The sequence below is a fragment of the Hephaestia caeni genome (genome assembly GCF_003550065.1).
Lineage (GTDB): Bacteria > Pseudomonadota > Alphaproteobacteria > Sphingomonadales > Sphingomonadaceae > Sphingomonas > Sphingomonas caeni_A.
The window spans coordinates 1574976-1601459 of record NZ_QXDC01000002.1 but is presented as its reverse complement, the minus strand read 5'-3'; the positions used below and the strand labels follow the sequence as shown (position 1 = coordinate 1601459).

At 64.2% G+C, this 26484-nt stretch carries 17 protein-coding genes; 6 read left to right on the top strand and 11 right to left on the bottom strand.

Annotation, left to right across the window (positions count from 1 at the left end; all coding sequences use genetic code 11):
* Positions 1 to 60: 60 nt before the first annotated feature.
* The 3 genes from DFR49_RS07425 to DFR49_RS07415 are packed head-to-tail and all read right to left on the bottom strand — an operon-like array spanning position 61 to position 4008.
* On the bottom strand, positions 61 to 1224 hold the full coding sequence (locus DFR49_RS07425; RefSeq protein WP_119034982.1) for a Gfo/Idh/MocA family protein: 1164 nt from the start codon (positions 1222 to 1224) through the stop codon (positions 61 to 63).
* A gap of 22 nt (positions 1225 to 1246) precedes the next feature.
* On the bottom strand, positions 1247 to 2560 hold the full coding sequence (locus tag DFR49_RS07420) for a Gfo/Idh/MocA family protein (RefSeq protein ID WP_119034981.1): 1314 nt from the start codon (positions 2558 to 2560) through the stop codon (positions 1247 to 1249).
* Positions 2561 to 2574: 14 nt separating this feature from the next.
* A complete protein-coding gene (locus DFR49_RS07415; protein WP_245968280.1) occupies positions 2575 to 4008 on the bottom strand; it encodes a 3-keto-disaccharide hydrolase in 1434 nt (477 codons plus the stop codon).
* Positions 4009 to 4241: 233 nt separating this feature from the next.
* On the opposite strand from DFR49_RS07415, the gene phoA reads away from it, so the two are divergent.
* Together phoA and DFR49_RS07405 are read left to right on the top strand one after the other, a co-directional pair.
* Positions 4242 to 5690 carry an alkaline phosphatase gene (gene phoA, locus DFR49_RS07410; RefSeq protein WP_119034979.1) on the top strand — a complete coding sequence of 483 codons (1449 nt, stop codon included), beginning with the start codon at positions 4242 to 4244 and terminating at the stop codon, positions 5688 to 5690.
* A gap of 58 nt (positions 5691 to 5748) precedes the next feature.
* Entirely contained in the window at positions 5749 to 6714 is a 966-nt protein-coding gene (locus DFR49_RS07405) for a DUF4861 family protein (protein WP_245968279.1), read from the top strand.
* 45 nt (positions 6715 to 6759) lie between these two features.
* Here DFR49_RS07405 and DFR49_RS07400 read toward each other — a convergent pair whose 3' ends face one another.
* From DFR49_RS07400 to manD, 4 genes are read right to left on the bottom strand one after another with little or no spacing between them, the layout of a single operon-like run.
* On the bottom strand, positions 6760 to 7251 hold the full coding sequence (locus DFR49_RS07400) for a GlcG/HbpS family heme-binding protein (RefSeq protein ID WP_119034978.1): 492 nt from the start codon (positions 7249 to 7251) through the stop codon (positions 6760 to 6762).
* Between the two features lie 25 nt (positions 7252 to 7276).
* Positions 7277 to 8344 (bottom strand): formylglycine-generating enzyme family protein, encoded by a 1068-nt coding sequence (locus DFR49_RS07395; RefSeq protein ID WP_245968278.1) that lies wholly within the window; start codon positions 8342 to 8344, stop codon positions 7277 to 7279.
* Positions 8341 to 9762 carry a glycoside hydrolase family 28 protein gene (locus DFR49_RS07390; protein ID WP_147373666.1) on the bottom strand — a complete coding sequence of 474 codons (1422 nt, stop codon included), beginning with the start codon at positions 9760 to 9762 and terminating at the stop codon, positions 8341 to 8343. The genes DFR49_RS07395 and DFR49_RS07390 overlap by 4 nt, the downstream gene beginning before the upstream one ends.
* Positions 9762 to 11027 (bottom strand): D-mannonate dehydratase ManD, encoded by a 1266-nt coding sequence (gene manD, locus DFR49_RS07385; RefSeq protein ID WP_119034975.1) that lies wholly within the window; start codon positions 11025 to 11027, stop codon positions 9762 to 9764. The genes DFR49_RS07390 and manD overlap by 1 nt, the downstream gene beginning before the upstream one ends.
* A 339-nt stretch (positions 11028 to 11366) precedes the next feature.
* Here manD and DFR49_RS07380 point away from each other — a divergent pair, with 339 nt between their 5' ends.
* Entirely contained in the window at positions 11367 to 12860 is a 1494-nt protein-coding gene (locus tag DFR49_RS07380; protein ID WP_170150953.1) for a sulfatase family protein, read from the top strand.
* A 175-nt stretch (positions 12861 to 13035) separates the two neighbouring features.
* Here DFR49_RS07380 and DFR49_RS07375 read toward each other — a convergent pair whose 3' ends face one another.
* Both DFR49_RS07375 and DFR49_RS07370 read right to left on the bottom strand, forming a co-directional pair.
* On the bottom strand, positions 13036 to 15582 hold the full coding sequence (locus DFR49_RS07375; RefSeq protein WP_147373665.1) for a hypothetical protein: 2547 nt from the start codon (positions 15580 to 15582) through the stop codon (positions 13036 to 13038).
* Positions 15579 to 17363 carry a glycoside hydrolase family 88/105 protein gene (locus DFR49_RS07370; protein WP_170150952.1) on the bottom strand — a complete coding sequence of 595 codons (1785 nt, stop codon included), beginning with the start codon at positions 17361 to 17363 and terminating at the stop codon, positions 15579 to 15581. Before DFR49_RS07370 ends, DFR49_RS07375 begins: the two co-directional genes overlap by 4 nt.
* Before the next feature lie 221 nt (positions 17364 to 17584).
* Here DFR49_RS07370 and DFR49_RS07365 point away from each other — a divergent pair, with 221 nt between their 5' ends.
* The 3 genes from DFR49_RS07365 (at position 17585) to DFR49_RS07355 (ending at position 23402) form a co-directional block, all read left to right on the top strand.
* A complete protein-coding gene (locus tag DFR49_RS07365) occupies positions 17585 to 19285 on the top strand; it encodes a sulfatase family protein (RefSeq protein WP_170150951.1) in 1701 nt (566 codons plus the stop codon).
* A gap of 195 nt (positions 19286 to 19480) precedes the next feature.
* Positions 19481 to 22441, top strand: coding sequence for a TonB-dependent receptor (locus tag DFR49_RS07360; RefSeq protein WP_119034970.1), 2961 nt, complete (start codon positions 19481 to 19483; stop codon positions 22439 to 22441).
* Positions 22442 to 22643: 202 nt separating this feature from the next.
* Positions 22644 to 23402 carry a FadR/GntR family transcriptional regulator gene (locus tag DFR49_RS07355; RefSeq protein WP_119034969.1) on the top strand — a complete coding sequence of 253 codons (759 nt, stop codon included), beginning with the start codon at positions 22644 to 22646 and terminating at the stop codon, positions 23400 to 23402.
* A gap of 145 nt (positions 23403 to 23547) precedes the next feature.
* Here DFR49_RS07355 and DFR49_RS07350 read toward each other — a convergent pair whose 3' ends face one another.
* Positions 23548 to 24873 (bottom strand): hypothetical protein, encoded by a 1326-nt coding sequence (locus DFR49_RS07350; protein ID WP_147373664.1) that lies wholly within the window; start codon positions 24871 to 24873, stop codon positions 23548 to 23550.
* Between the two features lie 12 nt (positions 24874 to 24885).
* Complete coding sequence (locus DFR49_RS07345) at positions 24886 to 26361, bottom strand: sulfatase (protein WP_119034967.1); 1476 nt, start codon at positions 26359 to 26361, stop codon at positions 24886 to 24888.
* Positions 26362 to 26484: the final 123 nt, after the last annotated feature.

The window sequence follows — 26484 nt, the reverse complement described above, 5'->3', positions numbered from 1 at the left end:
CCGGCAAATCCGGGGCGGTTCACTCCGGATGGAGCGTGAAACGAAGGGTAATGTCTGCGCTCAGCCTTGGGCGGGGGACGTTACGCGGGTCGCGCGGGCCTGGGCGTTGAGGACGAGTTCGGCGGCGAGCAGCGCGCCCTCCTGATCTTGCGCCACCGACGTTCCCTCGACGATGTCGGTGACGAATTGCGGCCCGAACGGCAGCGGCACTTTCGAGCAGTCGAGATAGCGCACGCCCTTGCGATCGGCGATGAAGAGGTGGTTTCCCTGCGGCCGCCCGGCGATGTCGACATATTTGCGAAGCTCGATATAGCCCTCGCTGCCCAGAATGAAGAGGCGGCCGTCGCCCCAGGTGGGCAAGCCGTCGGGGGTGAACCAGTCGACGCGGACATAGCCGGTGCCGCCGTCGCCGGTAAGCAGCATATCCCCGAAATCGTCGAATCCGGCATGTTCGGGATGCGCGAAATTGCCGCGTTGCGAGGCGACGACATGCGCGCGCGTGCTGCCGGTCAGGTAGAGAAACTGGTCGGCCTGATGGCTGCCGATATCGGTCAGGATACCGCCGTTGCGCGCGGGATCCCAGAACCAGTCGGGCCGGGAGGGCGCGGCGAGGCGGTGGGGTGCGAGGTTCACCGTCTGGATCACGCGGCCGATCGCGCCGTCGTGGACGAGCTGCCCGGCCATCACCGCGGCGGGCACCTCCAGGCGTTCGGAATACATGATCCCGTATTTGCGGCCGGTCTCCTTGATCACCCGGCGAACCTCGGCGAGTTGCTCGAGCGTGGTGACCGCCGCCTTGTCGCTGAGATAGTCCTTGCCGGCGCGCATCACGCGGATGCCGAGCGGCGCGCGCAGGCTGGGAACCGCCGCGCTGCACACGAGCTTGATCTTCCGGTTGTCGATTATCTCGTCTTCGGAACGCGCCAGCGGGACACCGGGATAGCGTTTGCGGAACATCGCGATCTGCCCCGGATCGGTCGCGTGGAAGGCGGTGAGCACGCCGCCGCCGCGGATGACCGCATCGGTGATGCTGTAGATGTGATTGTGATCGAGGCCGATCACGGCGAAGGGGACACGATATTTCGCCTCCGGCGCGGGGCGGGCGGCGGCGCCCTCGGTCGGCGCGTCGCCGCGCGCCGTCGATTGCGCGAAAGCATCAGCGGCAAAGCCCATCGCGAGCCCGGCGGACAGGCCGAGAATCGCACGGCGGTCGGTATGTGTCACGATCAGAGTCTCCCTTGTCGGGTCAGGCCTTCACTTCCCAGCCGGGTTCATAATCGACCGACCAGAGCTTCATCGCCTCCGGGCTCGATGGCTTGCCCGTCGCCGCATCGATCGTCAGCGGCGACCCTGTGCGATAGGCGATGTTGCCGAGATGGCAGAGCGTCGTGCTGATATGGCCTTCGCGAATCGGGGACGCGAGCGCGGCGGCGCGGCCACGGATCACATCGACGAAATTGCCGGCGTGGAGGCCATCGAGGGCACCTTCTCCCACCGTGTTGGTGGTCGCGGACGTCGCGGCCGATTTGACGATGCGGGTCGATTGGCCGGCGAGATCGAACAATTCGAAGCCATTGCGATCGACCACCGCCGAGCCCTTGGTGCCGAGCAGCAGCACGCCGCGGCCGCGGCCAAAGCGCCGGACCCCGTTGCAGCTATGGCCGTCCCAGCGGATCACCCGGCCGTCCGCATAGGCCAGCTCCAGCGCCAGCGTGTCGTACATCTCCCAATCGTCATCGCGGTAAAAATGGCGCGCCCCGCGTGCCGAGACGTGCGACGGAAAGGCGAGCCCCATCATCCAGCGCGCGACATCGAGTTCGTGCATCGCGTTGTTGCAGGTCTCCCCGGTGCCGTATTGCCAGTACCAGTGCCAGTTGTAATGGACCAGGTTGGAGCGATAGTGCGCGCGCGGCCGCGGCCCTTGCCACAGGTTCCAGTCGAGATGAGCCGGCGGCGGCATCTCCTTTCCGTGGCCGATCGAACCGCGATTGTTCGCGTACCAGGTTTGCGCTTCATAGATGTCGCCGAGTTCACCCGCCTTGACCAGCGCGGCGAGCGCCTGCGTTTCGGCGCTCGACCGCTGCTGATTGCCGACCTGGAGGATGCGGCCGGTGCGCTGTTGCGCGGCGAGCAGCGCCTCGCCTTCAGCGGGCGCCATGCCGATGGGCTTTTCGAGATAGACATCATGGCCGGTGTCCATTGCGTCGATGGCGATCCTGGCGTGCGCGTGATCGGGCGTCGCGACGGTGACGATGTCGACGGCCTTGCGATCGAGCAGGCGGCGATAGTCGCGCTCGGTTTGTGGCGGACGATTCCCCTTGGCCGCGAATTCGGCGGCGCGCGTCGCCAGCACCTTGGAATCGACGTCGACGAGGTGGGTGACCTCGACATTCGGCAGCGCCGAAAAGGCGCTCATGTGCGGCTGCCCGCGGCCATTGACGCCGACGACCGCGACGCGCAGGCGATCATTGGCTCCCTTGATCCGTGCATAGCTGCGCGCGCTCATCGCCACGGCCAGCGCCGCGCCGGCGCCTCCCATCATCGTACGGCGGTTCAGCATGGTCCCATTCCCTTTCAAAATTCGCGCAGCTTGATCGACCGGAAATCCACAACGCCCCCGTGATCCTGGAGCAGGATCGGCGCCTGATCGCCTTCACCGAAGCCCGGCGTTCCGGCATATTTGCTCTGCGCGACCAGCGCGCGGAATTCGGGCGAACCGCGCTCATATTCCACCATCTTGAAACCGTTGAGCCAATGCTCGACGTGCTTGCCCTGCACGATGATCACCGCGCGGTTCCATTCACCGGGAGGGTTGATGCGCTTCCCCGGACGCCGAGGATCGGCGAGGTTGCTCGCAGGGATGAGATCGTAAAGCGACGCCAGCGTGCGATTGCCGTCGCGGCCCTTTTTCGCGTCGGGATGCAGTTGATCGTCGAGCAACTGATATTCGAGGCCATATCCCTCACCGGCCTGCAAGCGCTGGGGGTCGAGCAGATATTTGATCCCGCTGTTCGCCCCGGGAGACAAGCGGAAATCGACCGAAAGTTCGAAATTCCGATAGGCGCCGCTGGTGACGATGTCGTCGTGCTTCGCGCCCGTGGCGGTGAGGGTGCCGTCTCGAATGGCCCAACTGCTATCGGGGAAGCCGGCTGTCTTGACGCCGCGCCAGCCGGTGCGGGTTTTGCCGTCCCACAACAGTTTCCATCCCGCGCGACGCTCGACGTCCGATAGCCGGTTCGAGAGCCATCCGTGCTGCGCCACGCTATTTTCCGGCAACGCGAAACGCTTGGGTGTTTCGGTGATGATCCGGATATTGCGGAAACGGACCTCGGGCTTGCGGGCCGCCAGGTCATCGGAGATCGAATGCACCTGAAGCGCGATGAAGCCGCGCGCGTCGGTATCGTCGGCGATGTCGGCGGCGGGGACACCGTTGATCCAGGTCCGCAGGCGGTTGCCGATCGCCTCGACGCGGTAGTGGTTCCAGTCGTCGGAACGGAATGCCTCTTGCGCGGCGACGTTGCGGGTGAGCGTGTACAGCCATTGGCGGCGCTGCTCGTCGTAAAGTCCGGCACTCCAACGGCGCACCGTAGGATCGATCTCGGCCTGGTAGCCATGCACCACGCCGTTCCGGTAATCGGGGCGGCTCTGCCCGCGGATCATCATGCCCGAGTTCAATACGGGATCGGTCTTGGCGTCATATTCGAGGATGAAATCGCCATATTGGGTGTCGGAGACGAGCCAACTGTTGGGCGTCCCCGGCACGGCGCGCCCGATCACCTCACCATTTTGGACGTCGAAGATCGCGTCACCCCCGGCGCGGTGCCAACCTGCAAGATCGGCACGCGGCGTCACGTCCTGCCAGGGGGCAAGGGATTGATCCGCCGCTGCCGGGCTCGCGATGACCGCCGCGGGCGGGCCGGCCAGCGCCGAGAGGCAGACGGCGGCGCCGGCCGCAATGATCGATCTCGCGCTGATCGACGCGCACGACATGCCTTTTCTCGATGACATAGCGACTCCCCTGTTCGGTAGTTGATCTGGCATCCTTTTGCCAAGGTGGCCAAGCCATATGATTCAACCGGTCATATATGCCTGCGGTTAGAAAGTCTCGGGAAAATTAGCGCGGAAAGTCACGGAATTGGTAATTTTGCGGCAGAGGCGCGGGGTGATCCGCCATTTTGGGTGGCTTATTGATAAGGTTCAGAGTATGACTGGCCTTACCAATTGCGGTAACGGGAGCGGGAATGTCGAGAGGTGGATTGTGGGCACTGGCCGCCGTTGCGGCGCCGCTTTTTTTCGCCACGGTTGCCGTCGCACAGACGCGCGAAAGGCCGGCGCCGGATTTGCTCGAGCGCGCAGCCAACGGGGATCTCGCGGCACCGGGCGGCGCGCGCCGGGTCTCCGGCGATCGCACCGACGCCTATCGCGACCTGCTCGTTGCCGGCCCGGCGCGTAACGTGATCCTGTTGATCGGCGACGGGATGGGTGATTCGGAAATCACCCTGGCGCGCAACTATGCGGAAGGCGCCGGCGGCTATTTCAGGGGCCTGGATGCGCTCCCCTTCAGCGGCCATTACACGCATTATTCGCTGGACCGGGAAACCGGGAAGCCGAATTATGTGACCGATTCCGCGGCGTCCGCGACGGCGTGGGCGACCGGCGTGAAAACCTATAATCGTGCGCTCGGCGTGGATATCGCGGGGCGGCCGCACAGTTCGCTGCTTCAGCTCGCGCGAAAGGCGGGCCTCGCGACCGGAAACGTGTCGACCGACGCCTTGCAGGGGGCGACACCGGGGGCGCAGGTCGCCCATGTTTCCGCACGCGCGTGCGATGCGCCCGCGGCGACCGCCGAGCGATGCCCCGAAGCCGCGCTCGAAAACGGCGGCCTCGGCTCGATCTCGGAGCAGCTTCTCGACACGCGCCCGGATGTCAGCCTGGGCGGCGGCATGGAGGGGTTTCGTGAGCGTGCCCGCGCCGGCAAGTGGAAGGGGATGAACCTGCTGGACCAGGCGCGGGCGCGCGGTTACCGCGTCGTCGAAACCGCGGACGAACTGGTGGCCGTCGATCGGGCCGATGCCGATCGGCCGCTGCTGGGCCTGTTTGCGCCGCAGAATATGGCCGTCCGGTGGCTTGGGCCTCGCGCCAGCTATCATGGCAATCTCGATCAGCCGGCAATCACCTGCGTCGACAATCCGGGCCGCGACGCCGCGGCACCCACCCTCGCGGCGATGACCCAAAAGGCGATCGCCTTGCTCCGCAGCAATCCGAAAGGTTTCTTCCTGCAAGTCGAAGGGGCGTCGATCGACAAGCAGAACCATGCCGCCAATCCGTGCGGCCAGATCGGTGAGACGGTCGATCTCGACGAGGCGGTCCAGGTCGCGCTGGATTTCGCAAAGGCCGATGGCCGCACGCTTGTGATCGTCACCGCCGACCATGCGCATGCGAGCCAGATCATCGGAAACAGTGCCCGTGCGCCGGGTTTGACGGCAACGCTCAACACGCTCGAAGGCGGCCTGATGACGGTGAGCTACGGCACGTCCGAAGTGAAAATGGGCCACACCGGCACGCAGTTGCGGATCGCGGCTTACGGGCCGCGGGCCGCGAACGTCCTGGGGCTGACCGATCAAACCGATCTGTTCTTCACGATCCGCGACGCCCTGGGCCTGGCGGATACTGCCGATGGCGGGCTTTGAAGACGTGGGCATTATCGGACGCACGCAAGAAGGGCGAAGCAACGAGAAAGGGGATGGAATGATGAAGGTCGCTTCGAGATTGGGCAAAAAGAACGGTATCAGGCACGTTTTCCTGACGTTGGCGACGGGTGCAGCCGCGATCGCCGCCGGTCTGTCGGCAGCGGCAGCGATGGCCCAGGAGGCGCCCACGCCGACGCTGCGCCCCGCGACCGCCGCGGAGCAGCGAGCAAAGGCGGCGGTGGTCCTCGCCGACTATCGGTTCGACGATCTGCTCTGGGAAAACGACCGGGCCGCGTTCCGCATCTATGGCCGCGCGCTGGAAGCGGCCGAGCCGCCGTCGTCGTCGGGGATCGACATCTGGGGCAAGCGCGTCCGCTGGCCCTATATGGACCGCCAACTCCGCATGGGCGACCAGCATAGCGATTATGGCGAGGGGCTCGATTTCTATCAGGTGGGGACAGGGCGCGGCATTGGCGGCCTTGGTATCTGGCATGACAACAAATTGTGGACGTCGCGCAACTATGTGCGCCCGCACATCCTGAGCGCAGGCCCCGATATTGCCGACTTCACGGTCGATTACGATCCCTGGCCGGTGGATACGACGCGCACGGTGCGCGAAACGCGCCGCTTCACCTTGCCGGCGGGAACCAATTTCACGCGGATGACCTCGACGATCACGTCGAGCAGCGATGCCGAGCTGATCGTCGGCATCGGTATTTCCAAGCGCCCGATGGGAACGAGGAAGCTGGGCGAGGTGCGAAAGGACGCCGCGGCGGCACGGATCAGTTGGTGGGGGCCGGCCGATGGCGACAAGGGACGCATGGCGGGTGCGATCATGGTCGACCCCACAGCGTTCGCCGGTTTTGCCGAGGATGCCGACAATTATCTCGTGCTCGTGCGCGTAACGCCGGGCAAACCCTTCGTCTATTACAGCGGCGGCGCCTGGGATCGCGGTGGCGACTTTGCGACGCGCGAAGCCTGGGAAGCCTATGTGACCGCCCAGCGGCCGGATTTTCTGCCGTAGCGAGGAAAGCCGCGACGGTGCCCACGCGCCGCTGGGCGGGCACTGCTAGTCGTTGGCGACAGCGCGGAGGGCGGCGGCGGCGATCTCGCCGTCCTCGGCCGCGGTGCCGCCGCTCACCCCCAGCGCGCCGATCACCCGGCCATCGTCGACGATCGGCACCCCGCCTTCGATCGCGACGATCTCGTCGAGCGTGAGCATTCCCATGTTCCCGGCGGCGACCGCGTCCGCAAAAACTTTGGTTGGCCGCCGAAAGCGGGCGGCCGAGCGGGCCTTTGCCGGCGCGATGGTGATCGAGGCCGCCTGGGTTCCGTCCATGACTTCGAGCAGAATCGGATCACCCGAGGGGAGGACGACGGCAAATGCCATCGCCATGTTGCGCGCCTTCGCTTCGCGGTGGGCGGCATCGACGATCGCGTGCGCCCGGGCGAGCGTCACCGGCGGCCCATAGGATTTGGGGGCGTTCTGGGCGAGCGACGCTCCCCCGATCATCGTTGCGGCCATCGCCAATACCTTCATCGATTTATACATCTTACGCATCGTGCCTATCGCTCCCTTCGATCGATCAGCCGTCGCTTGCGTCGCCTGTCGGCCGCAGCGGTGCGCCGACCGTACGGAATCCCATGTGTGATGTCCCCAGCACCGCATCCTGCGGATGCCGCGCCGCCGGTCGGTAGCGGGCACAGTAATTTTCGGCGCAGAGGAACGAGCCGCCCTTGGCAACCTTGAAGGTTACGACCGGTGACGGACTCTCGGGGCCGTCGGCGACGGGCGCTGCGTCGCGAGGCTGGGTGTAGGCGGACTCGGTCCATTCCCACACGTTGCCGGTCATATCATAGAGCCCGAAGCCATTGGCCGCATAGCAGGCAACGGGGGCGAGCCCTTTGAACCCGTCCTTGGCCTCGTTCACATAGGGAAAGACGCCCTGCCAGGTGTTCGCGCGGGGGGTGCCGGCCTCGGGCTTTTCCTCGCCCCATTCGTAGGTCGCGCCGTCGCGTCCGCCGCGCGCCGCATATTCCCATTCGTCCTCGGTGGGCAGGCGCCGGCCCGCCCAATCGGCATAGGCTTTCGCATCTTCCCACCCGATATGCACCACAGGAAAATCATCCTTGCCCGAGATGTCGCTCCGCGGGCCTTCGGGGTGGCGCCAGTTCGCGCCGGGCACGAATTGCCACCATCTGGTGATATCCGATCGTTCGCCGGCCTTGGGCGCGATGAAGACCGACGAGCCGGGAACGCGAAGCGCGTCCGGCAAATCGGCGAATTCCTCCTCCACCAGCCCACGTTCGGCCCGCGTGCGATAGCCCGTGGCCTCGACGAACGAGCGGAACTGGCGGTTGGTCACTTCGGTCGCGTCAATCGAGAAAGCTTGGACATGGGCCTTTTTGGCGGGTGCTTCCTCGGGGTAGATCGCGCCCGCGCCCAATTCGGTGATTCCTGCCGGGATATCGATCCGCTGCCCGATGATGCCCTGGGTGCAGCTCGATGCGATCGCATCGGGTTTCGGTTGCGGGGGTCGGTCGCAGCCGGCGGCGAGGGCGACTAACGCGGCGGCGGCAATCATGGCGACGCCGCGCGATACCGGCCGGAAGCGGGCCGCCATGATGCGAAAGCAGCCCAGGGGACGAGTCAATCCTTGATCCCGCCGATGGTCGTGTCGCGAGCGTTCGCCAGCGTCACCGGCGCGCCGGCAACGGTTACATTGTCGATGATCACATCCTCGTAATCGGTTGCAGCGAGTGCGATTTCCGCGCGGCCGATCGCGATGTCGCGAAGAAGGATGTGTCGTACCGGCGCACGTGGGTCGCCCTTGATGAAGATGCCGATCCGGCTGCTCTCGCATCGGACGTCCTCGATCGAAATCGTTTCGAAACGCGGTGGATGGTCGCCGCCACGATAGCCCTTATAGGCGTTGGTGAAGGTGATCATCGCGTCGATCTCCCCCGCGCGCACGCCGCGGATATGGATGTCGCGAATTTCGCCGCCGCGATCGAGATTGGCCTTGAAATAAAGGCCATGCCGGGCGTGCGGAATGTGCAGGTTTTCGGCGAACACGCTGCTGACGCCGCCCGACATTTCCGATCCGATCGACACCGCGCCACCCTGACGGCCGACATAGGTGCAGTTGCGGATGACGACGTTGGTGCACGGGCGCGCGACGCGCCAGGCGTCGTTGTCGCGCCCGGCCTTGAGTGCCACGCCATCGTCGTCGACGTCGAAGCGGCATCCTTCGATGAGGATGCGGTTGCTGCTTTCGGGATCGATCCCGTCGCTGTTGACGTGCCGGCTGATCACCGTGATGCCGCGTACCGTGACATCTTCACAATAGAGCGGATGCAGAACCCAGAAAGGCGCGTCGACGAGCGTGATCCCTTCGACGAGCACCCGTTTGCAGTTGATGAACTGCACGAAGTGCGGTCTCAGCCGATCCTTGATCCCGAAGACCCTGTCCTTCACCGGGACCAACTCGTTGCCCATCTTGCGGAGCCGGTTCTGCGCCTCGACCTGATCGTCGCGCCACGGCAGCCAGTGTTTCTCGCCCTGGCCGTCGATCGTGCCCTTGCCGGTGATCGCGACATTCTCCGCATCGGCGGTGTAGAAAAGCGGCGAGAGATTGTAGAGTTCGGTCCCTTCCCACCGGGTGAAGACCTGGGGAAGATAGCGTTCGGGATCGGGGGAGAAGCGCAGGATCGCGCCTTCCGCGAGATGAAGGTTGACGTTCGACCTGAGGTTGATCGGCCCGTCGATCCGCCATGTCCCGGCCGGAACCAGCACGCGGCCGCCGCCCGCCTCATGACATGCGGCGATCGCCGCGAGGATCGCCGGGCGAGCGTCGCGCCCGGCCGCGAGCCCGTGATCCGCCGCGGGAAAGTCCGCTTCGGGGAAACGGGTGGTGCCGATCGAGGCGACCAGCCCATCGACGCGCGCCCACGGGTCGCTGCCCGTCGACGGCCTGCCCGCCGAAAGGCCGGACGTTTGCGATGCGCACGCGCTCAAGGCGAAGGCCGCGCCGCCCTGAAGCAGCGCCTGGCGGCGGGAAATGTGCGCCATCACCAGTTCCACATCGTGCCGTCGGCGAGACGCGCGACCGGCAATTGCTTCGGATCATAAGGGTATTTCTTCGCCAGCGCCTCGTCGATCGTGACGCCATGCCCCGGCGTTTCCCCGCAATGGAGATAGCCGTCGGCGAAATGATAATCGTGCGGGAAAACCTCGTCGGTCGCGTCGCTGTGGCGCATATATTCCTGGATCCCGAAATTGGGCACCCAGGTGTCGAAATGCAGCGCCGCGCCCATCGATGCGGGCGACAGGTCGGTCGCGCCGTGGCAGCCGGTGCGTATCTGATACAGGCTTGCCAGATCGGCGATCCGGCGCAGATGGGTGATGCCGCCCGCGTGGACCAGCGTGGCGCGGATATAATCGATCAGTTGTTCCTCGATCAGATCCTTGCAATCCCAGATCGTGTTGAAAACCTCGCCGACCGCCAGCGGGGTTACCGTATGCTGGCGGATCAGGCGGAAGACCTCCTGATTTTCGGCAGGCGTCGCGTCTTCGAGCCAGAAAAGCTGATAGGGTTCGAGCATCTTGCCAAGATTGGCTGCTTCCTGCGGCGTGTAGCGGTGATGACCGTCGTGGAGCAGATGGTGATCGAAGCCGTAGGTCAGGCGCAGCTTGTCGAACAGCCTGGGGACGTAGTTTAGCGCCTTGCGGGTATCCCAGCCGGTGACGCTCGGCAGGGAATTGTCGGCCGGCTCGTAATACATCGTCCCGCGTCCGACGCCGTAGGCGTCCTTGATGCCCGGAACGCCGCTTTGCGCGCGGATCGCCTTATAGCCCATGTCGATATATCTGCCGACCGCATCGACCGTTTCCTCGATGTCGCCGCCGTTGGCGTGGCCGTAGACCAGGACGCCTTCGCGGCTGCGCCCGCCGAGCAACTGGTAAAGCGGCATCCCCGCCATCTTGGCCTTGATGTCCCACAGCGCGACGTCGATCGCCGCGATCGCCGACATCGTGACCGGGCCGCGACGCCAATAGGCGCCCCGGTACAGATATTGCCAGATGTCCTCGATCTGCGCCGCGTCGCGCCCGATGAGCGCCGGAATGACATGCTCGACCAGATAGGAGGCGACAGCCAGTTCGCGGCCGTTCAGGGTCGCGTCGCCAATCCCCGTTACCCCGCCTTCGGTTTCGATGATCACGGTGACGAAGTTCCGGCCCGGCGATGTCACCACGACACGCGCGTCGGTGATGCGGCGCTCCTTTGTCGTGCCGGCGGCTTCGGTTGCCAGTTTCTTATGGTCTGCGTCGGCCATGCGCCCCTTTACCTCGTCAAAAACGCGCTTCCGATAAAGACCAGCCTGGACATCTCTAACTGGTCATGAAGCGTTGACGAAACCTATCTGACCAATATATCCGTGTCCAGTATCAAAAGCGGTTGACAACGACTCCGCGATCGATTGCGTTTCCGGCGTATGGTGGCTTGTCGGGCGGGCTGGGGCAGGGGAGCGATTTGAGAAATGGCGCAACATAGCTGCTTGACCGGTGCAAGCTCGTCGACCGACGGCGATGGCTCTGAGGGGGATGGCACCGCGCGCATCCGGCGTCGACGCGATCTGATATCACGGCGGCTTCTGATCGGGGCGGCGGTTGCCTTGACGCTGACGGCGGGCACGCTGCCGGCCGCCGTCGCGGCGCCGGCGAAGCGACCGAACATCCTGATCGCGATCTCGGACGACCAAAGCTATCCTTACGCCTCCGCTTATGGCAGCCGGTTTGTCCGCACACCGGCCTTCGATCGCGTTGCCGCCCGGGGCGCGCTGTTCAGCCACGCCTTTGCCTCGTCGCCCGGATGCAGCCCCAGCCGGGCGGCGCTGCTGACGGGCCTCAATAGCTGGTCCACCGGCGCGGCAGGCACGCATGCCAGCAATTTCCCCGCGATCTTCACGACGATCCCCGAAAGGCTCGCGCAAGAACGCTATCATGTGGGGTATACCGGCAAGGGATGGGGGCCGGGGCGATGGCAGGACGAGCGACAGAACAATCCCGCCGGCCCAGTCTATGATCGCATCCGCCTCACCCCCCCGAGCAAGGCGATCTCGCCGGTCGACTATGCCGCCAATTTCAACGCGTTTCTCGACGCGCGGCAGGGCGATGCCCCGTTCTTCTTCTGGTACGGCGCGCATGAGCCGCATCTGCCCTTCACGCCGGGCGCGGGATCGGTCGACACGTGGCGCGCCGGGCGCACGACGGTGCCGCCGTTTCTTGCCGATACCCCCGCGGCGCATTCGACCCTTGCCGATTATGCGTTCGAGATCGAATGGTTCGACCGCCATCTCGGGCGGATGCTCGACGAACTCGAGCGGCGGGGAGAACTCGACAATACGATCGTCATCGTCACCTCGGACAATGGGATGCCGTTCCCGCGGGCCAAGGCCAATCTTTACGATTCGGGGCTCCGGGTGCCGCTCGCGATTGCCTGGCCGGGGCATGTCGACAGCGGCCGCCGGCTGGATCAGCTCGTCAGCCTCGTCGATCTGGCACCGACGATCTACGCGGCCGCGGGGGTGGCGCCGCCCTATCGGATGGCGGGCGTGGACTTGCTGCCGTTGCTGGGGGGCGATGGCGCCAGGGCGTTCAAGGCGCGCGATTTCGTTGCGGCCGGCCGCGAGCGTCATTCGTCGTCGCGCTGGCACAATCTCGGCTACCCGGCGCGGTCGCTTCGGACGCGGGACTTCCTGTACATCCGCAACTTTCATCCCGAGCGCGGTCCGGCGGGCGCGCCGCGTGCGCTGTCGGACGATAACAGCCCCGGGCAGGATCATATGGCCTATTTCGACATCGATCGATCGGGCATCCAGAAGGATATGTTCGAGCATCGCGACGACGCTACCGTCCGGCGCCTTTTCGACCTCGCGGTCGCGCCGCGGCCGCCGCGCGAACTATACGATCTGCGCAACGATCCCGATCAGCAGCACAATGTCGCCGATCAGCCTGAATATGCGCGCATCGCCGACGAGATGGATCTGAAGCTGATCAGATACCTCGTCGAGACGGGAGACCCGCGCGTCGGCCGTTATCCCGAGCAATGGGAGCAATATCCCAGGCTCGAAGGCGTAACGCGGAAATTCCCGCCGCCGCTGGATTAGGGCCTGATGACTTTACGTCGAACCGTTCGCCCTGAGCTTGTCGAAGGGCTGTTCTCCTTTCGATAGGCCAAAGAATAGAACGGTGCTTCGACAGGCTCAGCACGAACGGCTTTTAGAATGCGGCTCGGCGTAAAGTCATCAGGCTCTAGGGGCAGGCCTCCGGCGCCCCGGCCGCTTACGTGGCGGAGCAGCGGCCTGTCGTGTCGGCCGGGGACACGTCGATATGGTAGACGCCGGCAGCGGGCAATTCGAAGCCGTGTTCCTGCCCGCGGTGCGATACCGCGAGCGTCTCCAGCGTCGACCGGCCCGACGGATCGCGAACCGCCAGGCAATAGGCCCCGTCGGCGAGCTGCCAGAATTTGGCGGTCACCGACGCGTTGGGCGCGAACGACGCGATATCCACCCGGAGGATGTCCGGCTGCGCGTCGCGGACGAGATAGGCGAGATCGCCGCTGCGATCGTGCCAGGTGACGTGATAATAAGGGGAGTCGGTCGTCATGGCGCCGGTCATCATCGCGATCATGTCGGTATAATCGGCGTGGCCCCGGCGGGTCGAGGCGTAGACGCGGTCAGTGAACAGAACCTCGCTCGTCAGCAGCGGCCAGTTGATCTTCAACCGATCGATGATCCCCTGTCCCGCCGTCGCGAGCACGGTATCGTCCCCGGTAAGGCGGAACCGCAGATACTGGCTCGACGTGACCTGCTTGAGCAGGGTGTCGTAGCGGCTGTCCCCCGTCAGCAGACGCCATTGTCCCCAGATGGCGTGAAACGATTCGTCGTCGAACAGCGCGCGTGCCGCCCAGGGAGCGGAGCCCGTCGCCGCATCGGCATCGGTCTCCCTTCCATAGCGCGCGGCGAGATCGAACGCTTCGATAAGCGGCGCGCGCAATGCGGGATCGTTGCCGATTTGCGAGGCGAACAGCAACTGATCGTAGATCTGGGCGTCGCCACTCCATTCGAAATAGCGCCAGAACATATTCGCCTGATACCAATTGGGCTCGTCGCCGTTGATCTTGCCATCGGCGAAGCGGATCGACGGCGGCACCACGCCGGCCGGCTTGCCCTTGTCGATCGACAGCGTGGCCTTTGCCCACATGCGTGACCAATCGAGCAGCGCGCGCTTGGTGGCCGCATCGCCGGTGGTGTTGGCGTAGAAGCGGACTGCCTTCACCGCGCGCGCGTTCATCGGCACGTCGCGGTCGCGCGGCGGGCGATCGTCGACGCCCTCGGTTCCGAACCAGGCGCTGTGGAAGCGCCGCTCGTTCTTGCCGACCTGCCCCGTCCACGATCGGGCGAACTGGCGCGCCGAAGGTTCAAGACGGGCAAGCCGTTCAGGCTCGCCCGAAAGCGCGTAGATCAGCATCGTATCCGAGATCGGCTCCGCGGCGTGCTCGACGTCGGAGATTCGACGATGATAGCCGTCGGCGACGAGATCGCTCGCCCAGACGCCCTCGGCAACGCGCGTCCAGCCCTGCCACGCCTGCTTGCTGCCGGCGAGCAGCGGGATCTGCCACCAGCGCAGCATTTCGACATCGTCACCCCATTTGCCGCCGAGCTCACCGTTTTCCGCCTGGCGTTCGGTCACCCACCAGCCGAGCAGTTCGTCGAGCCGGCACAGCGCTTCGCGCTGCCGGACGGCCCAAAGGGGGCTTTCCCGGGCATTGGTCAGCATATCGCATGGGCTGGCGTGGGGAACCTTTTCGCCCAGATACATGGGCGTCAGATCGGGGCGGACGCCCATTGCCGCGAGCGCTTTCCAGTCGCGAACGGACGCCGCGGGTATGCCGCCCCTGTCAGACCCTTCCATCCACATCCAATATTGGAGCCGTGCGCGCTGGAGGAGCGCGCGCGGATAAAGTGGCGTGGCGCGGAACATCGGGTCCGCGATCAGGCCGTCGAGCCACATGATCGCCTGCGGATAGCGGCCGAACATCGACAGGCCGGTCTTCTGGTCCGCCCAGGTCCAGCCGCGATATTCCTCGAAATAGCGATCGGCCTTGATCATGGTGTCGAGCCAGAAATCGACGACCGCGGCCTCGCCCGCCAAAGTCGGCGTCGCTTGCCCGAGCTGTTCCCGAATCCCCGCGAGCGGCTCCATCCTGTCGGTGTCGCCGGCGTGTGCCAGCAACCGGAGCAATCGCGCGTCGGCGATCCTCGGCGCGGCCAGCGGCGTGACTTGCAGCCAGCCCAGAAGAACGGGATCGGCCGGGTTGGACCAGCGCAGGTCGATATGGTCGCCCGTCGTCTCGATGGTCGTCGAGAAGAGCCTGACCTCGGGCCGGGGGTTGGTGCGCGGTTCGTTCGACGCATCGAAGGCGAGCCATCCCAGATCCCGCTTCGTGCCGTCGATCGACAGGAGCAGCTCGCTACTGTCCTGCGTGCCGGCTTCGGTAAAGAAGGCGATGTGGGCGAATTTGGCGGGTGCGGCAACGCGGAGCGCCAGCTCGTCGCCGCCGACGCTGTCGATCGTCACCGCGTCGCGGCTTCGTTCCACGGCCTTGTGGACGTTCTGGGTGGTGGGACGCACGATCCAGGTCGCGCCGGCGGCTGGGGAACCATCCAACCCCACGTTGTGCATGCCGCTCCGGTTCGAGGCGACGGGGCCGAAATCGAGCGCGAGCACGTCTTGCGCGAAAGCAGGGGCGGGGCAGGCAATCGCGAGGGTGAGCGCCAGCGTCAGATGCGGGCTGCGCCGCACCATGCGTTTGAAGCGAGATGTCATTTGGTTCCTCGTCCCTCGGCCGCCCGAAACGCCTGCCAATCGGCAACGGCAATGCTGGCGAACAACATCGCCGCCAGCCCCCTGGGATCGTTCAGCCTGATTTTCTGTGCGTTATACTCGTCGTCGTTCGACAGGATCGGCGTTCCCACGACGATTCCCTCGACACGACCGTCGGGCCGCACCTGCTTCGCAACCGCCGCCCAGCCGCGGGCGATCACGGGATCGAATGTGGCAGCGTCGAGCCAGCGGCGCGTCACGCCTTCGGCCATCGCGGCCACGAACATCGCGGTCGCGGAGGTCTCGAGGTAGGTGTCCTGGTTGTCGAGCACCTGGTGCCACCGGCCATCGGGGGATTGAGCCGCCTTCAGCGCGCTTGCGTGCGCGGCAAACGCGCGCTGGAGCGCGGGACGATCCGGATGGTCGGCGGGCAGGGCTTTCAGGATCTGGAGCTTGGCGAGCATCGTCCAGCCGTTGGCGCGCGCCCATTTGCTCGACGAGGGGCTTGCCGTGGTTTCAAACCATCCATGAAAATAGAGCCCGCTTCGATCGTCGCGCAGGTGCCTGTCGAAAAGCAGCGCCTGTCGCGCGGCTTCGTCGAGCAGGTCGGGGCGGTGCATGAGGGTGCCGATCCGCACAAGCGATGCCGCGCCCATATAAAGATCGTCGGCCCAGATTGTGTGACGCGACGGCGTCAGCCGCGCCATCGTGCCGTCCGCGAGACGCGGCACACCCAGGATCGCGTCGATCGCGGGGGCGATCAGCGCGTCGATCCGCGCGACGCGCGATCGTTCCGGCAAGCGCGCGTTCCATTCGATCATCGCGGTGGCCTGCGGCCCGACATCATCGAGCAGGGCGAAGCGGAAATAATGGGCGAACGGGCCGTCGAGCTGGTGCTTCGCCGCGCGTTCGGCGCGCACGATTTCGATATTGTCGAGGAAGAAGGCGACGTGCCGGGCGACATAGTTTTCGAAGTCGGGACGGTCGAACCGATCGGCCGTCTCGAGCATCGCCGACTGGATCGCGCCACTGAAATAGCGCCAGTCGGAGATGGCCAGCGGATCGGCATTCTGGAGGCGATCGACGCGCCTGACCGGGCGCCAGCGGTTCGCCGCACCGGCGCCGGCCGACGCCCTGGCATCGAGGTCGGCCAGCGCGGCCGGCAATTCGCTTTCGCTGGCGATGCGCGTCCGCAGGAAACGAACCGATTTGTCGAGGCTTCCGGTCAATCCCGCGGGGCGAAGCGTCACCTTGTCCTGCGCGCCTATGCCATTGCCGAAGGTCAGACCGGGAAGGACGAAGCCGTCGTCGTGCTCCGGCCGGAACATGATCACCAGGCGCGACGGCCCGGACGCCAGAAAATCGCGCTTCGCGATCGGCACGTCGACGACATTGTAATCGCGCTCGCGCACGTCGATCGGGTCGACGATCCGGGTGCGGAAAATCTCGCGTCCGTCGACGAGGATGCGCAAGTCGCCGGGCGAAGCGGCGTAGCGCAGGTCGACAGGCGCTTCGGCACAATGTGCGCGACAATCGATGTCGGCGGCGAACAGGACGAAATTATGCGCGTCGCCCGGCTCGGCAGCGAGCGGGTAGAAGCCCTGTTGCAGGCCGTTCGCCGGCTGAACCTCGAGGTGAAACACCGTGTCGGCGACGATGCGGTCGCCGATGGCCTGCGCAATCGTCGCAGGGTCTGCGGCTTGAGGCCGTCCGAAGGCCGCAGGGCCAGCCATGACGCAGAGCGTCGCGATGGCGAGCATAAGCTTGCGCGGTGCTTCCCCCATGTGATGGAGCCCTCCCATTTGCCGATTGTCGATCGGGTCTTTTGTCGATAGTTGTATGACGGCATATCTGACCAGTTTTTGATTGGCAACCCATGATGGAAAAGCGCAAATTACCGCTAATTTTAGCCAAAATCCTTCCCGTCGCACCGGGGTATCAAGAAGGTGAGGGGAGAAAATTTGATTCTGTTGGGCATTTTTTGTCGCGAAGTGGACTGACCAAAATGAGTCATGCGCTGCCGGGGGCGGCCGCAGCGTTGGCGCTGCTGTGCGGGTGCGCGCCGACCATGTCGGCGCAGCGGCCGGCGGCGCCTGTCGACCGGCGGCCCAATATCCTGCTGATCGTTGCCGAAGACATGAATCTCCGGGTCGGTGCCTTTGGCGACACGCTCGCCGACACGCCGAACATCGATCGGCTGGCGGCGGAGGGCGTTCGCTATCCCAATGCCTTCACGACCTCGGGCGTCTGCTCGCCGAGCCGTTCCTCGCTGATCACGGGGGTGCATCAGCAGACCCTCGGGACGCAGCACATGCGGACCAACAAGGGGGGAAAGCCCAACGGCGCGGCCTTCGCCTACGAAGCGGTGCCGCCAGCCGAGGTGAAGGCGTTCCCGGAGCTGCTTCGTCGCGCGGGCTACACGACGCTCAACGACACCAAAACCGACTATCAGTTCGGCGAGCCCTTTTCGGTCTGGGATCGGTCGGCGGAGGGTGCCCGCTGGCGTGACGTTCCGCGCGACAAGCCCTTTTTCCAGATGATCACGCTGATGCAGACGCATGAGAGCTACATCTGGCCGGGCGACCTCGAGCCGCGGAACGCCGGCGAGGCGAAGGTGATCGTGCGCAACAGGAAGAACCATGCCCGTTACCCCAGCCGCACCGATCCCGCGGCAGTGATGGTTCCTCCGTGGCTGGCCGATACGCCCGCGACCCGCCGCGATATCGCGCGCCACTATGACAATATCCACGCGATGGATGGGATGGTCGGCGCGATACTGGCGCAACTCGACGCCGACGGACTGGCGGATGACACCATCGTCATCTGGACCGCCGACAACGGCGACGGGCTGCCGCGCGCAAAGCGATCGATCTACGACAGCGGTATTCACGTCCCCCTGATCATTCGCTGGCCCGATCACCGAAAAGCGGGGGACGAAGACCGCCAGTTGATCAGTTTCGTGGATTTTGCGCCCACGCTGCTCGCCCTGGCGCGGGCGCCGCTGCCGGCCTATCTCCAGGGCCGGGATTTTCTGGGAGACGGCCCGAAGCGCGATTATATCTTCGCGGCCGCCGATCGCATGATCAATGTCTTCGATCGCCAGAAGGCGGCGCGCGACGCGCGATACAAATACATCCGCAATTACGTGCCGAACGAGCCCTATTTCCGCCCGCTGGCCTATCGGGATGTCATGCCCACGATGCGCGATCTGTGGGCCGCGCGCGAACGGGGAACGCTGACCGCGGTACAGCGCGCGCTCTTCGCCGCCCCGCGGCCGCCCGAGGAGTTATATGACGTGGTCGCGGATCCGTTCGAAACGGTGAACCTGGCCGGGGAGGCGCGCCATGCGGCCGCGTTGCATCGCCTACGCGGGGCACTGGACGAGTGGCTGCGCAGAACGCCCGACCTGAGCGCGATGGACGAGCGCGCCATGATGCTGTCGATGTGGCCCGGCGGAATCCAGCCGCAGACAGCGCCCGCACGGATTTCACGGGATGCGGATGGGCGGATCAGGCTGCGGTCGGCGACGCCGGGAGCGTCGATCGAATATCGCTGGCGCGGCGATGCCGGGGCAGGGGTGTGGTCGCTGTACACCGGGCCTTTCGAACCGATCGAGAGGGGGGCGATCGAAACCCGGGCGATTCGATACGGCTACGGCGCGAGCGAGATGGTGACGCAGATGCCCGAGGGCGCTGTCGCCCGGTGACCGGCCCGCGATATTCCCTGAGAATCGGCCAAGCCAATTCGAGATTTCAGGTAAATAGACCGCGATATCGATACCATGTGGTCCGCGCCGAGGGGTGTTGACCAAATGTTTGCATTCGGTCCAACATTATCATAAAAGGGTTAGACAGGCCGCCTTAGATTGGCCTTACCAGATTGGGAAAAAGGGGAGGAAACGATGGTTCGTGGGAAAGTTGGAGCACTTCTGGTTTCGGTGTCCGCATTGCCGCTCTTTGCGCTCGCTGTACCGGCAGCGGCGCAAACATCCGCCGCCGATGGACAGCAAGCCGCCGATGTGGACGGCGAGAATGCGATCGTGGTGACCGGCCGCCGTGGTTCGATCGAGGCGGCGGCGGATCTCGAGCGCAATTCCGACGTTCTGAAGAGCATCGTCACCGCCGACGATATCGGCCAGTTCGGCGATCCGACCGTCGCCGAATCGCTGCAGCGTATTCCCGGCTTGTCGATCAACCGCCAGAACGGCGAAGGCCAGCAGGTGTCGATCCGCGGCCTTCCGACCGAGTTTGCGACCGTCACCGTGGATGGTGCCCGGCTTGGCACGACCGACCCCGATATCAATTCCACGAACCTCGACTTTTTCTCGGCAGACAATCTGTCGCAGATCGAGGTGACGAAGGCACTGACGCCGGAGCAGGATGCGGATGCGATCGCCGGCTCGATCAATCTCAAGACCAATTCGGCATTCCGGCGTGGCAAGGACAGCGTCGGTGGCCGGGCGGAAGTCGCCTATGATGAAAAGCGGGAAAGCTGGAATCCCAAAGTCAGCGGTGATTTCACGAAGATCTTCAACCTCCCCAGCGGCAACCGCATCGGTCTTGCGGGGAGCGTCACCTGGTCACAGCGCAAGACCTTCACCGACGATGTGCGAGTGGACGATGGGCTGGAGTTTGTTGCGAACGATCGGTCACTCGCCGATCCCCGCTATGTGATCGTAGACGATTGCACCGGATCCAAGGTCGTCGAATGTTTCCTTCGCCCGCAGCAATATGATTTCCGGGGCGAAACGCGGAATACCGACCGCTTGTCCGTCAACGGCGCGCTCGAATTCGAATTCGGGGATACGGTCCTCGAGTTCCGCGGCACTTATTCGCAGGCGGATACCGACCGGTATGCCAATCGCCAGACGTATATCATGGAGCGTTCCGAGAAGGCCGAAATTATCGAGATGGGCCCCGATTTCGGCGAACTCATCGACTCGCGCACCGAGCGGCGCATGCGGCCGACGGATTTTTCGAACACCGTTTATACGCTGGGCTTCGACGGCAAGACCGAGGCCGGCGACTGGACGGTGACGTATGGCGGCTATTACGCGCGGAACAAGGAAGATATGGCGGAAATGGAGCTGCGCTATCGCGCGGACGACGTTCGCCTGTTCTACGATCACATGGACCGGTACGGGATCAACACCGCTCTGGGGCGCCAGAGCGCGAGCAAGGTCGACCCGTTGCTCCCCGAGAGCTACACGCTTGTCAGTGACCGGATCAATGAACGATTCCAGAATTCCGTCGATAAGAACTGGGTGCTCTATTACGATATAGAGCGTAAATTCTCGATGTTCGGCAACGATGCGGCGGTCAAGATCGGCGCCAAATATCGTAACAGGACGAGGGAATTCAATTTCGACCGCAATGAGATTGCGGTAACGCCGGGGGAGAGCCTCGGCGACTTCTCCAGGCTCGATCCCACGCTCTCCATGAGCGATCTTCCGATCTTGTTCGACCCGCCAAGGAGTGAGGTTGAAGCGAAGCTCAGCGAGCTTCGTGCAGGCGGGACGATCCTCGGATCCGAAATCGGCAATTCCTCGGTTCTGGCATCGGTGAGCGACGACTATACGGGCAAGGAGGAAATCCTTGCCGGGTATTCGCAGTTCACCGTCCGGCCGGCAGCGAATTTGCAGGTCATCGCCGGTGTCCGAATGGAGGCGAGCGATTTCTCGAGTTGGGGCTCGCGTGTCCGGGACCTCGTCTACAACGATGTCGCGACGACGGCGATCGTCGATGCGTTGACCGCAGGGGGCGTCTCCCAGGCCGAGATCGATGTGTTTCGCCAATCGCGCTTGCCGGTCGTGCCCGTGGTGCCTTTTCAGGGCGGCAACGATTACCTGGAATTCTTTCCCAGCGTAAATCTCAAGTGGGAGCCGCTCTATAATCTGGTGGTGCGACTGTCGTATTCGGAAGGGTTGAAGCGGCCCGAATTCCGAGAAGCCGCGGCGGTCCAGCAGTTTGTCACCAACGAGAAGGGCCTCGAAGAAGAATTGATCTCCGATGTGATCGCCACGACCTATGGCGGGACGCTCACGAGCGTCGCCCAAGCCGAGGCGGCCATCGCCGCGGCCGTGGCGGCAGGCGGGAAACCGCAATTCGTGACCGAGGGCGATTCGCTGCGCGATCCGACGCTCGATCCGTTGACGTCGCAGAATTTCGACGCGTCGGTGGCCTGGTATCCGTCACGCAACACGGTCCTGTCGGTTTCGGGCTTCTACAAGAAGATCAAGAACTTCATCTTCCCGGTCGGTGTCGCTGGCGCGGATGTGCAAGCCTTTGGCTATCTGCCCGACGACGGCACGGCGACGGGTTTCGGCGTCGATCGTTTCAACACCTTCGTCAACGGCGACAAGGCCAAGATTTACGGCGTCGAATTCAGTTTCTATCAGGCATTTCGCTTTCTTCCGAAGCCGCTTGATGGTTTTTACGTCGAAGGAAACGTGACGCTTGCCGATAGTGAGGCAACCGCGCCGCTCGTCGATCGCACGTTTCCGTTCCCCGATCAGTCGAACATGATCGGCAACCTGTCGGTCGGCTATGAAAACGACCTGTTCTCGCTTCGCGGTGCCGCCGTCTATCAGGGATCGCGGCTGCGCGTGCTGAACGAAGGGCGGTTGCGCGATGCCAACGACATGGCCGGCGACCTTCTGGAAGACAAGCGGACGCAGTTCGATATCAGCGCACGCGTCAACGTGACGAAGGATATCCAGTTCTACTTCGACGCGCTCAACATCACCAATGCGGGCGACCGCCGCTTCTTCCGCGGGGGCAATATGGCGCTGACCGGGAATATCGTTGGGCGCAACGAGCAATATGGTGCGACCTATCAGGGCGGCGTTCGCGTTCGCTTCTAAGGCGCGCGCCGTCGTCCGGCCCGCGAGAGCCTGTTGGATCGAGCGGACCGGACGACGGCACCGACATTTTGATCGTCTGTGATAGTTGATGAAAGTGGTATGGTTGACGTGGCGGGCAATACGGCCAAGGACAGCTTGATTGACCAATTTGGTGCGCATCACTAGCCCTTGAGTGATCCTTTTGATGAGAGAGACCCGATCTATGTCGCCTCCGCCCAAGAGTGGCCGGCTTTACCAATTCGCCGCGGAGAAGATCGCGCTTTCGATTGCGATCGGGCAGTATGAGGTCGGATCACGCCTGCCGGCGGAACGTGATCTCGCCGCCGACTTCGGCGTGAGCCGCCCGACGATCCGCGAAGCGATCATCGCGCTCGAAATCGACGGCCTGGTCGAGGTGCGCGTCGGCTCCGGCGTGTACGTGGTCAGCCAATCGCCACGCTCCGCGAAGGTCGCCATGGATATCGGGGCGTTCGAACTGACCGAATCCCGGCTGTTGATCGAAGGCGAAGTGGCGGCACTTGCCGCCGTCAACGTCACCGACGCGGACATCGAGGAACTGGAAGCGCTCCTCGACGAGATGGAGGCCTCCAATACGGCGGGCGCGGAGGCCGGGGAACGCGTCGATCAGCGTTTCCATGCCGCGCTTGCCCGGTGCACGCGCAACAGCGCGATGGCTGCGGTGGTCGATCTCCTGTGGACCATTCGTAGCCGATCGCCGCAATGCGTGCGGACTTTCGAGAAGTCTCGGGATAAGGGCCGTGTGCCGGTGGTGAGCGAGCATCGGGCGATCGTCGACGCGCTCAAGCAGCACGAACCCGCCAAGGCGCGCGCGGCGATGCGTGCCCATTTGAACAGGGTGCTCGACTATCTTCTCGATGCGACCGAGACCGAGACGATTCAGCAGGTAAAGGATCGCATGGCCGAGCAGCGCAGCCGCTATGCGGGTACGGATTCGCTTTAGGAAATCGGGCGGCCATTACCTGCGGGCGTTGCGGGGGGACGTTGAAGCGATAATCTTCGTTTGAAATTCTCCGGGCGAACGAACGGCGCGTCCCATCGAAGACGCGCCGTTATCCGATCTTCGGTGTCCGATCTCGGCTCGCGGCCTATTTCCCGGCCTTCTGTCGATCGCGGGCATAGTCGACCAGGAAGCGGAGGCCGAAGGTTGTCCCGACGTCGCGATTGAGAAGGCGGGTCGTGCCGCTTTTGACCTTATAGCGTGTATCGATCACCGCGCCGGCCAGATTGGGATCGGGGTGTTTGGCGCTGAAGCGGTTCTTGATGATCCAGGTCGCCGCACGCTCGATCGCTTTGTCGAACTCCGTGTATCCGCGCTCCTTCAGCAGCAGCATCAGGGTGCCGTTGAAGGCGACGCCCGATCCGGTCACCGAATCGCGATCGGCGCTGCCGTCGGTTCGGGTGGTGTAGTAGATCGTGCCGTCGCTGGCGGAGGTGTCGCGGTGGAAGCGGGCCGTCTTGGCCGCGGCCTCCAGATATTTGCGATCGCCCGTCAGGTCGAAGGCCTTCACCAGCGCTTCCGCGTTCCAGATGTTGAAGCGGGGGTGAACCTTGCCCGTCTTGAGGTCATTGGGTTCGAAATCCATCCACAGTCCGTTGGGATATTGTTTGGAAATCGCAAAATCGGCCTGCTCGATGAAGCGCTTGCACCAGGTTTTGTCGCCCGTGTGCTGGCACATGTCGGCGAACAGGAAACCCTCGATATTGGGCCGGGCGAGTTCGTTGATCGGCGGCGTGCCGACGCGCGCGGCTTCCTTGGCGTCGTAGACGACGCCCTGTTTGTGCGCGTTCCAATCGGTCAGGATCACGCCGCGTTCGGGATCGAACAGATTGTAGAAAAGCCCTTCGCCCCCTTTGACGGTTTTGGGAACGCGCGTGTGATCCCATAGCCAGCGCCCCGAGCGCGTCGCCGTGTCCGCATAGCGGCGGTCGCCGGTGGCCTCGGACAGGACGAACAGCCCGGGCGTGCCGTCCGAGATCGTCGTCCAGTTGATGAGGTGATGCAGCCGATCGCCGTGATAGGCATTCACCAGCCCCGCAAAGGGATGAGGGGCCTTGAACTCGCGTGAAATCCACCAGTCGCCGGCATGCCGTGCCGAGGCGATCAACGAAGGATCCTCCAGATACTGGCCTGCCGACACGAGCGCCCAGATGAGCTGGCCCGTATGCCATTGCGGTTCGTATTCGTACCATTCGCTGACGACATAATTGTAATCGGCCCGGCCCTGGCCGTTTTCCTGCAACAGGATTTTCTGTGCATAATCGGCCATCTCGCGGACGGCCTGGCGCACCGCCGCGTCACGATCCGCGGCCGGTTGCGCGACGGCCTTCGCCTGCGTGGCGGGTGCCGCGTTGAGCGTTGCCGGAGCGAGGGCGACAAGCGCGCAGCCGATCGCCAATATTGCCTTTTTCACTGTCGATATCTCCTATTCCGCTTCCAGCGCGGCGATGAGCGCCGGATTGTCCTCCGGCCATTCAACTTCGGGGGCATCCGGCGCGTCGAAGGCCGGCAGTTTCTGCGCCAGGCGTTCGATGATCGACCGGTATTGGGGATCGTTGGCGAGGTTGCGCCATTCCATCGGATCCCCCCGATGGTCGTAGAGTTCTTCGCCGCCGTCCGAATAGCGGATGTACCGCCAGTCACGATCCCGAACGCCGTGATTGGCGCGATAATTGGTCGTGATGACCGGATCGTTCCAGTCGAGCGCGGGGGTGTCGAGGAGCGGCACCAGCGAGCGACCGTCGAGCCCCGGCGGCGGCGCGACGCCGGCCATAGCCGCGATGGTGGGATAGATATCGACGAGGCTCACCGGGGCCGCGACGCGCGCCGCCGGGCGACGCGGATCGTGGATCAGGAAAGGCACACGTGTCGCCTCTTCCCACAGCGTGAATTTGGACCAGTTGGTCTTTTCGCCCAGATGATATCCGTGATCGCTCCAGACGACGATGACCGTGTTGTCGGCATAGGGGCTGGCCGCGAGCGCTTCGAGCACATGCCCAACCATCACGTCGACGCTGGCGATGCTGGCGAGATAGGCGGCAACCGCCTCGCGCACGAGGTGTTGGTCGTGCAGCGCCTTGTTCGGCACGCGCATACGGTTGAAGGCCTTCTTGCCCAGCGCCGGCAGATCATCCTCATCGCCGTCGAGAACCTGCGGCAGCGTGATCCGATCGGGGGCGAACATCTCCATATATTTGGCGGGCACGAACCAGGGGACATGCGGAAGATTGATGCCGCAAGCGAAGAAGAAGGGTTCTTGCAGCCCCCGGGCGAAGGCCGCGCGCGTATGGGCGATGCTCACCCAATCGCGCGTGCGATCGAGCTTGCCTTGATAGCTGCCCCATTCCAGCTCGCCGAGAATCTTGCCCTTGGCGTCGCGCGGGCCGGTGGTTTCGCGCGGCGGCGGCACCCGCGGCAGGAATTGGGTGTCGCGATCGGGGAAGAAATTATCCCACGACGGCGGGTCGGGAAACTTGTTGTGGAAAATCTTGCCCGCGCCCTCGGTATAATAGCCGTTCGCCTTGAGAAGCTGGGGCAGGGTAAGCGCATCCTTGGCCAAGGGCGACATGCGGAACGGCTGGCGGTTGCCGTAGACGCCGGTAGAGGCCGGATTGCGGCCGGTCATCAACGAGGCGCGAGACTGATTGCAGCCGGGCGCCGAGCAATAGGCACGATCGAAAATGGTGCTGCGCGCCGCCAGCTTGTCGAGGTTGGGCGTTCGCGTATCCGGATTTCCGCCGAGAAAGCCGAGCCAATCGTTGCAATCGTCGAGCGAGAGAAACAGAAAATTCGGCTTGCGGATCGAACTGCCGCTGCTCTCGATCCCCGCGCAGCCCGCCAATGTCGCGGCTGTGGCCGTACCGACAGCGCCCTTGAGCAATTTTCGACGTTGGATATCCATCCTGCCCCTCCCTTATTGGCCTGACCAGTATCAGCGGATATCGACGGAATCAACCGATGGCCGAATGTTATTTGGCCGGGAGCGAGGTAGGCGTCCCTGTGGGGCGTGGGCGCCTTTTCGGTG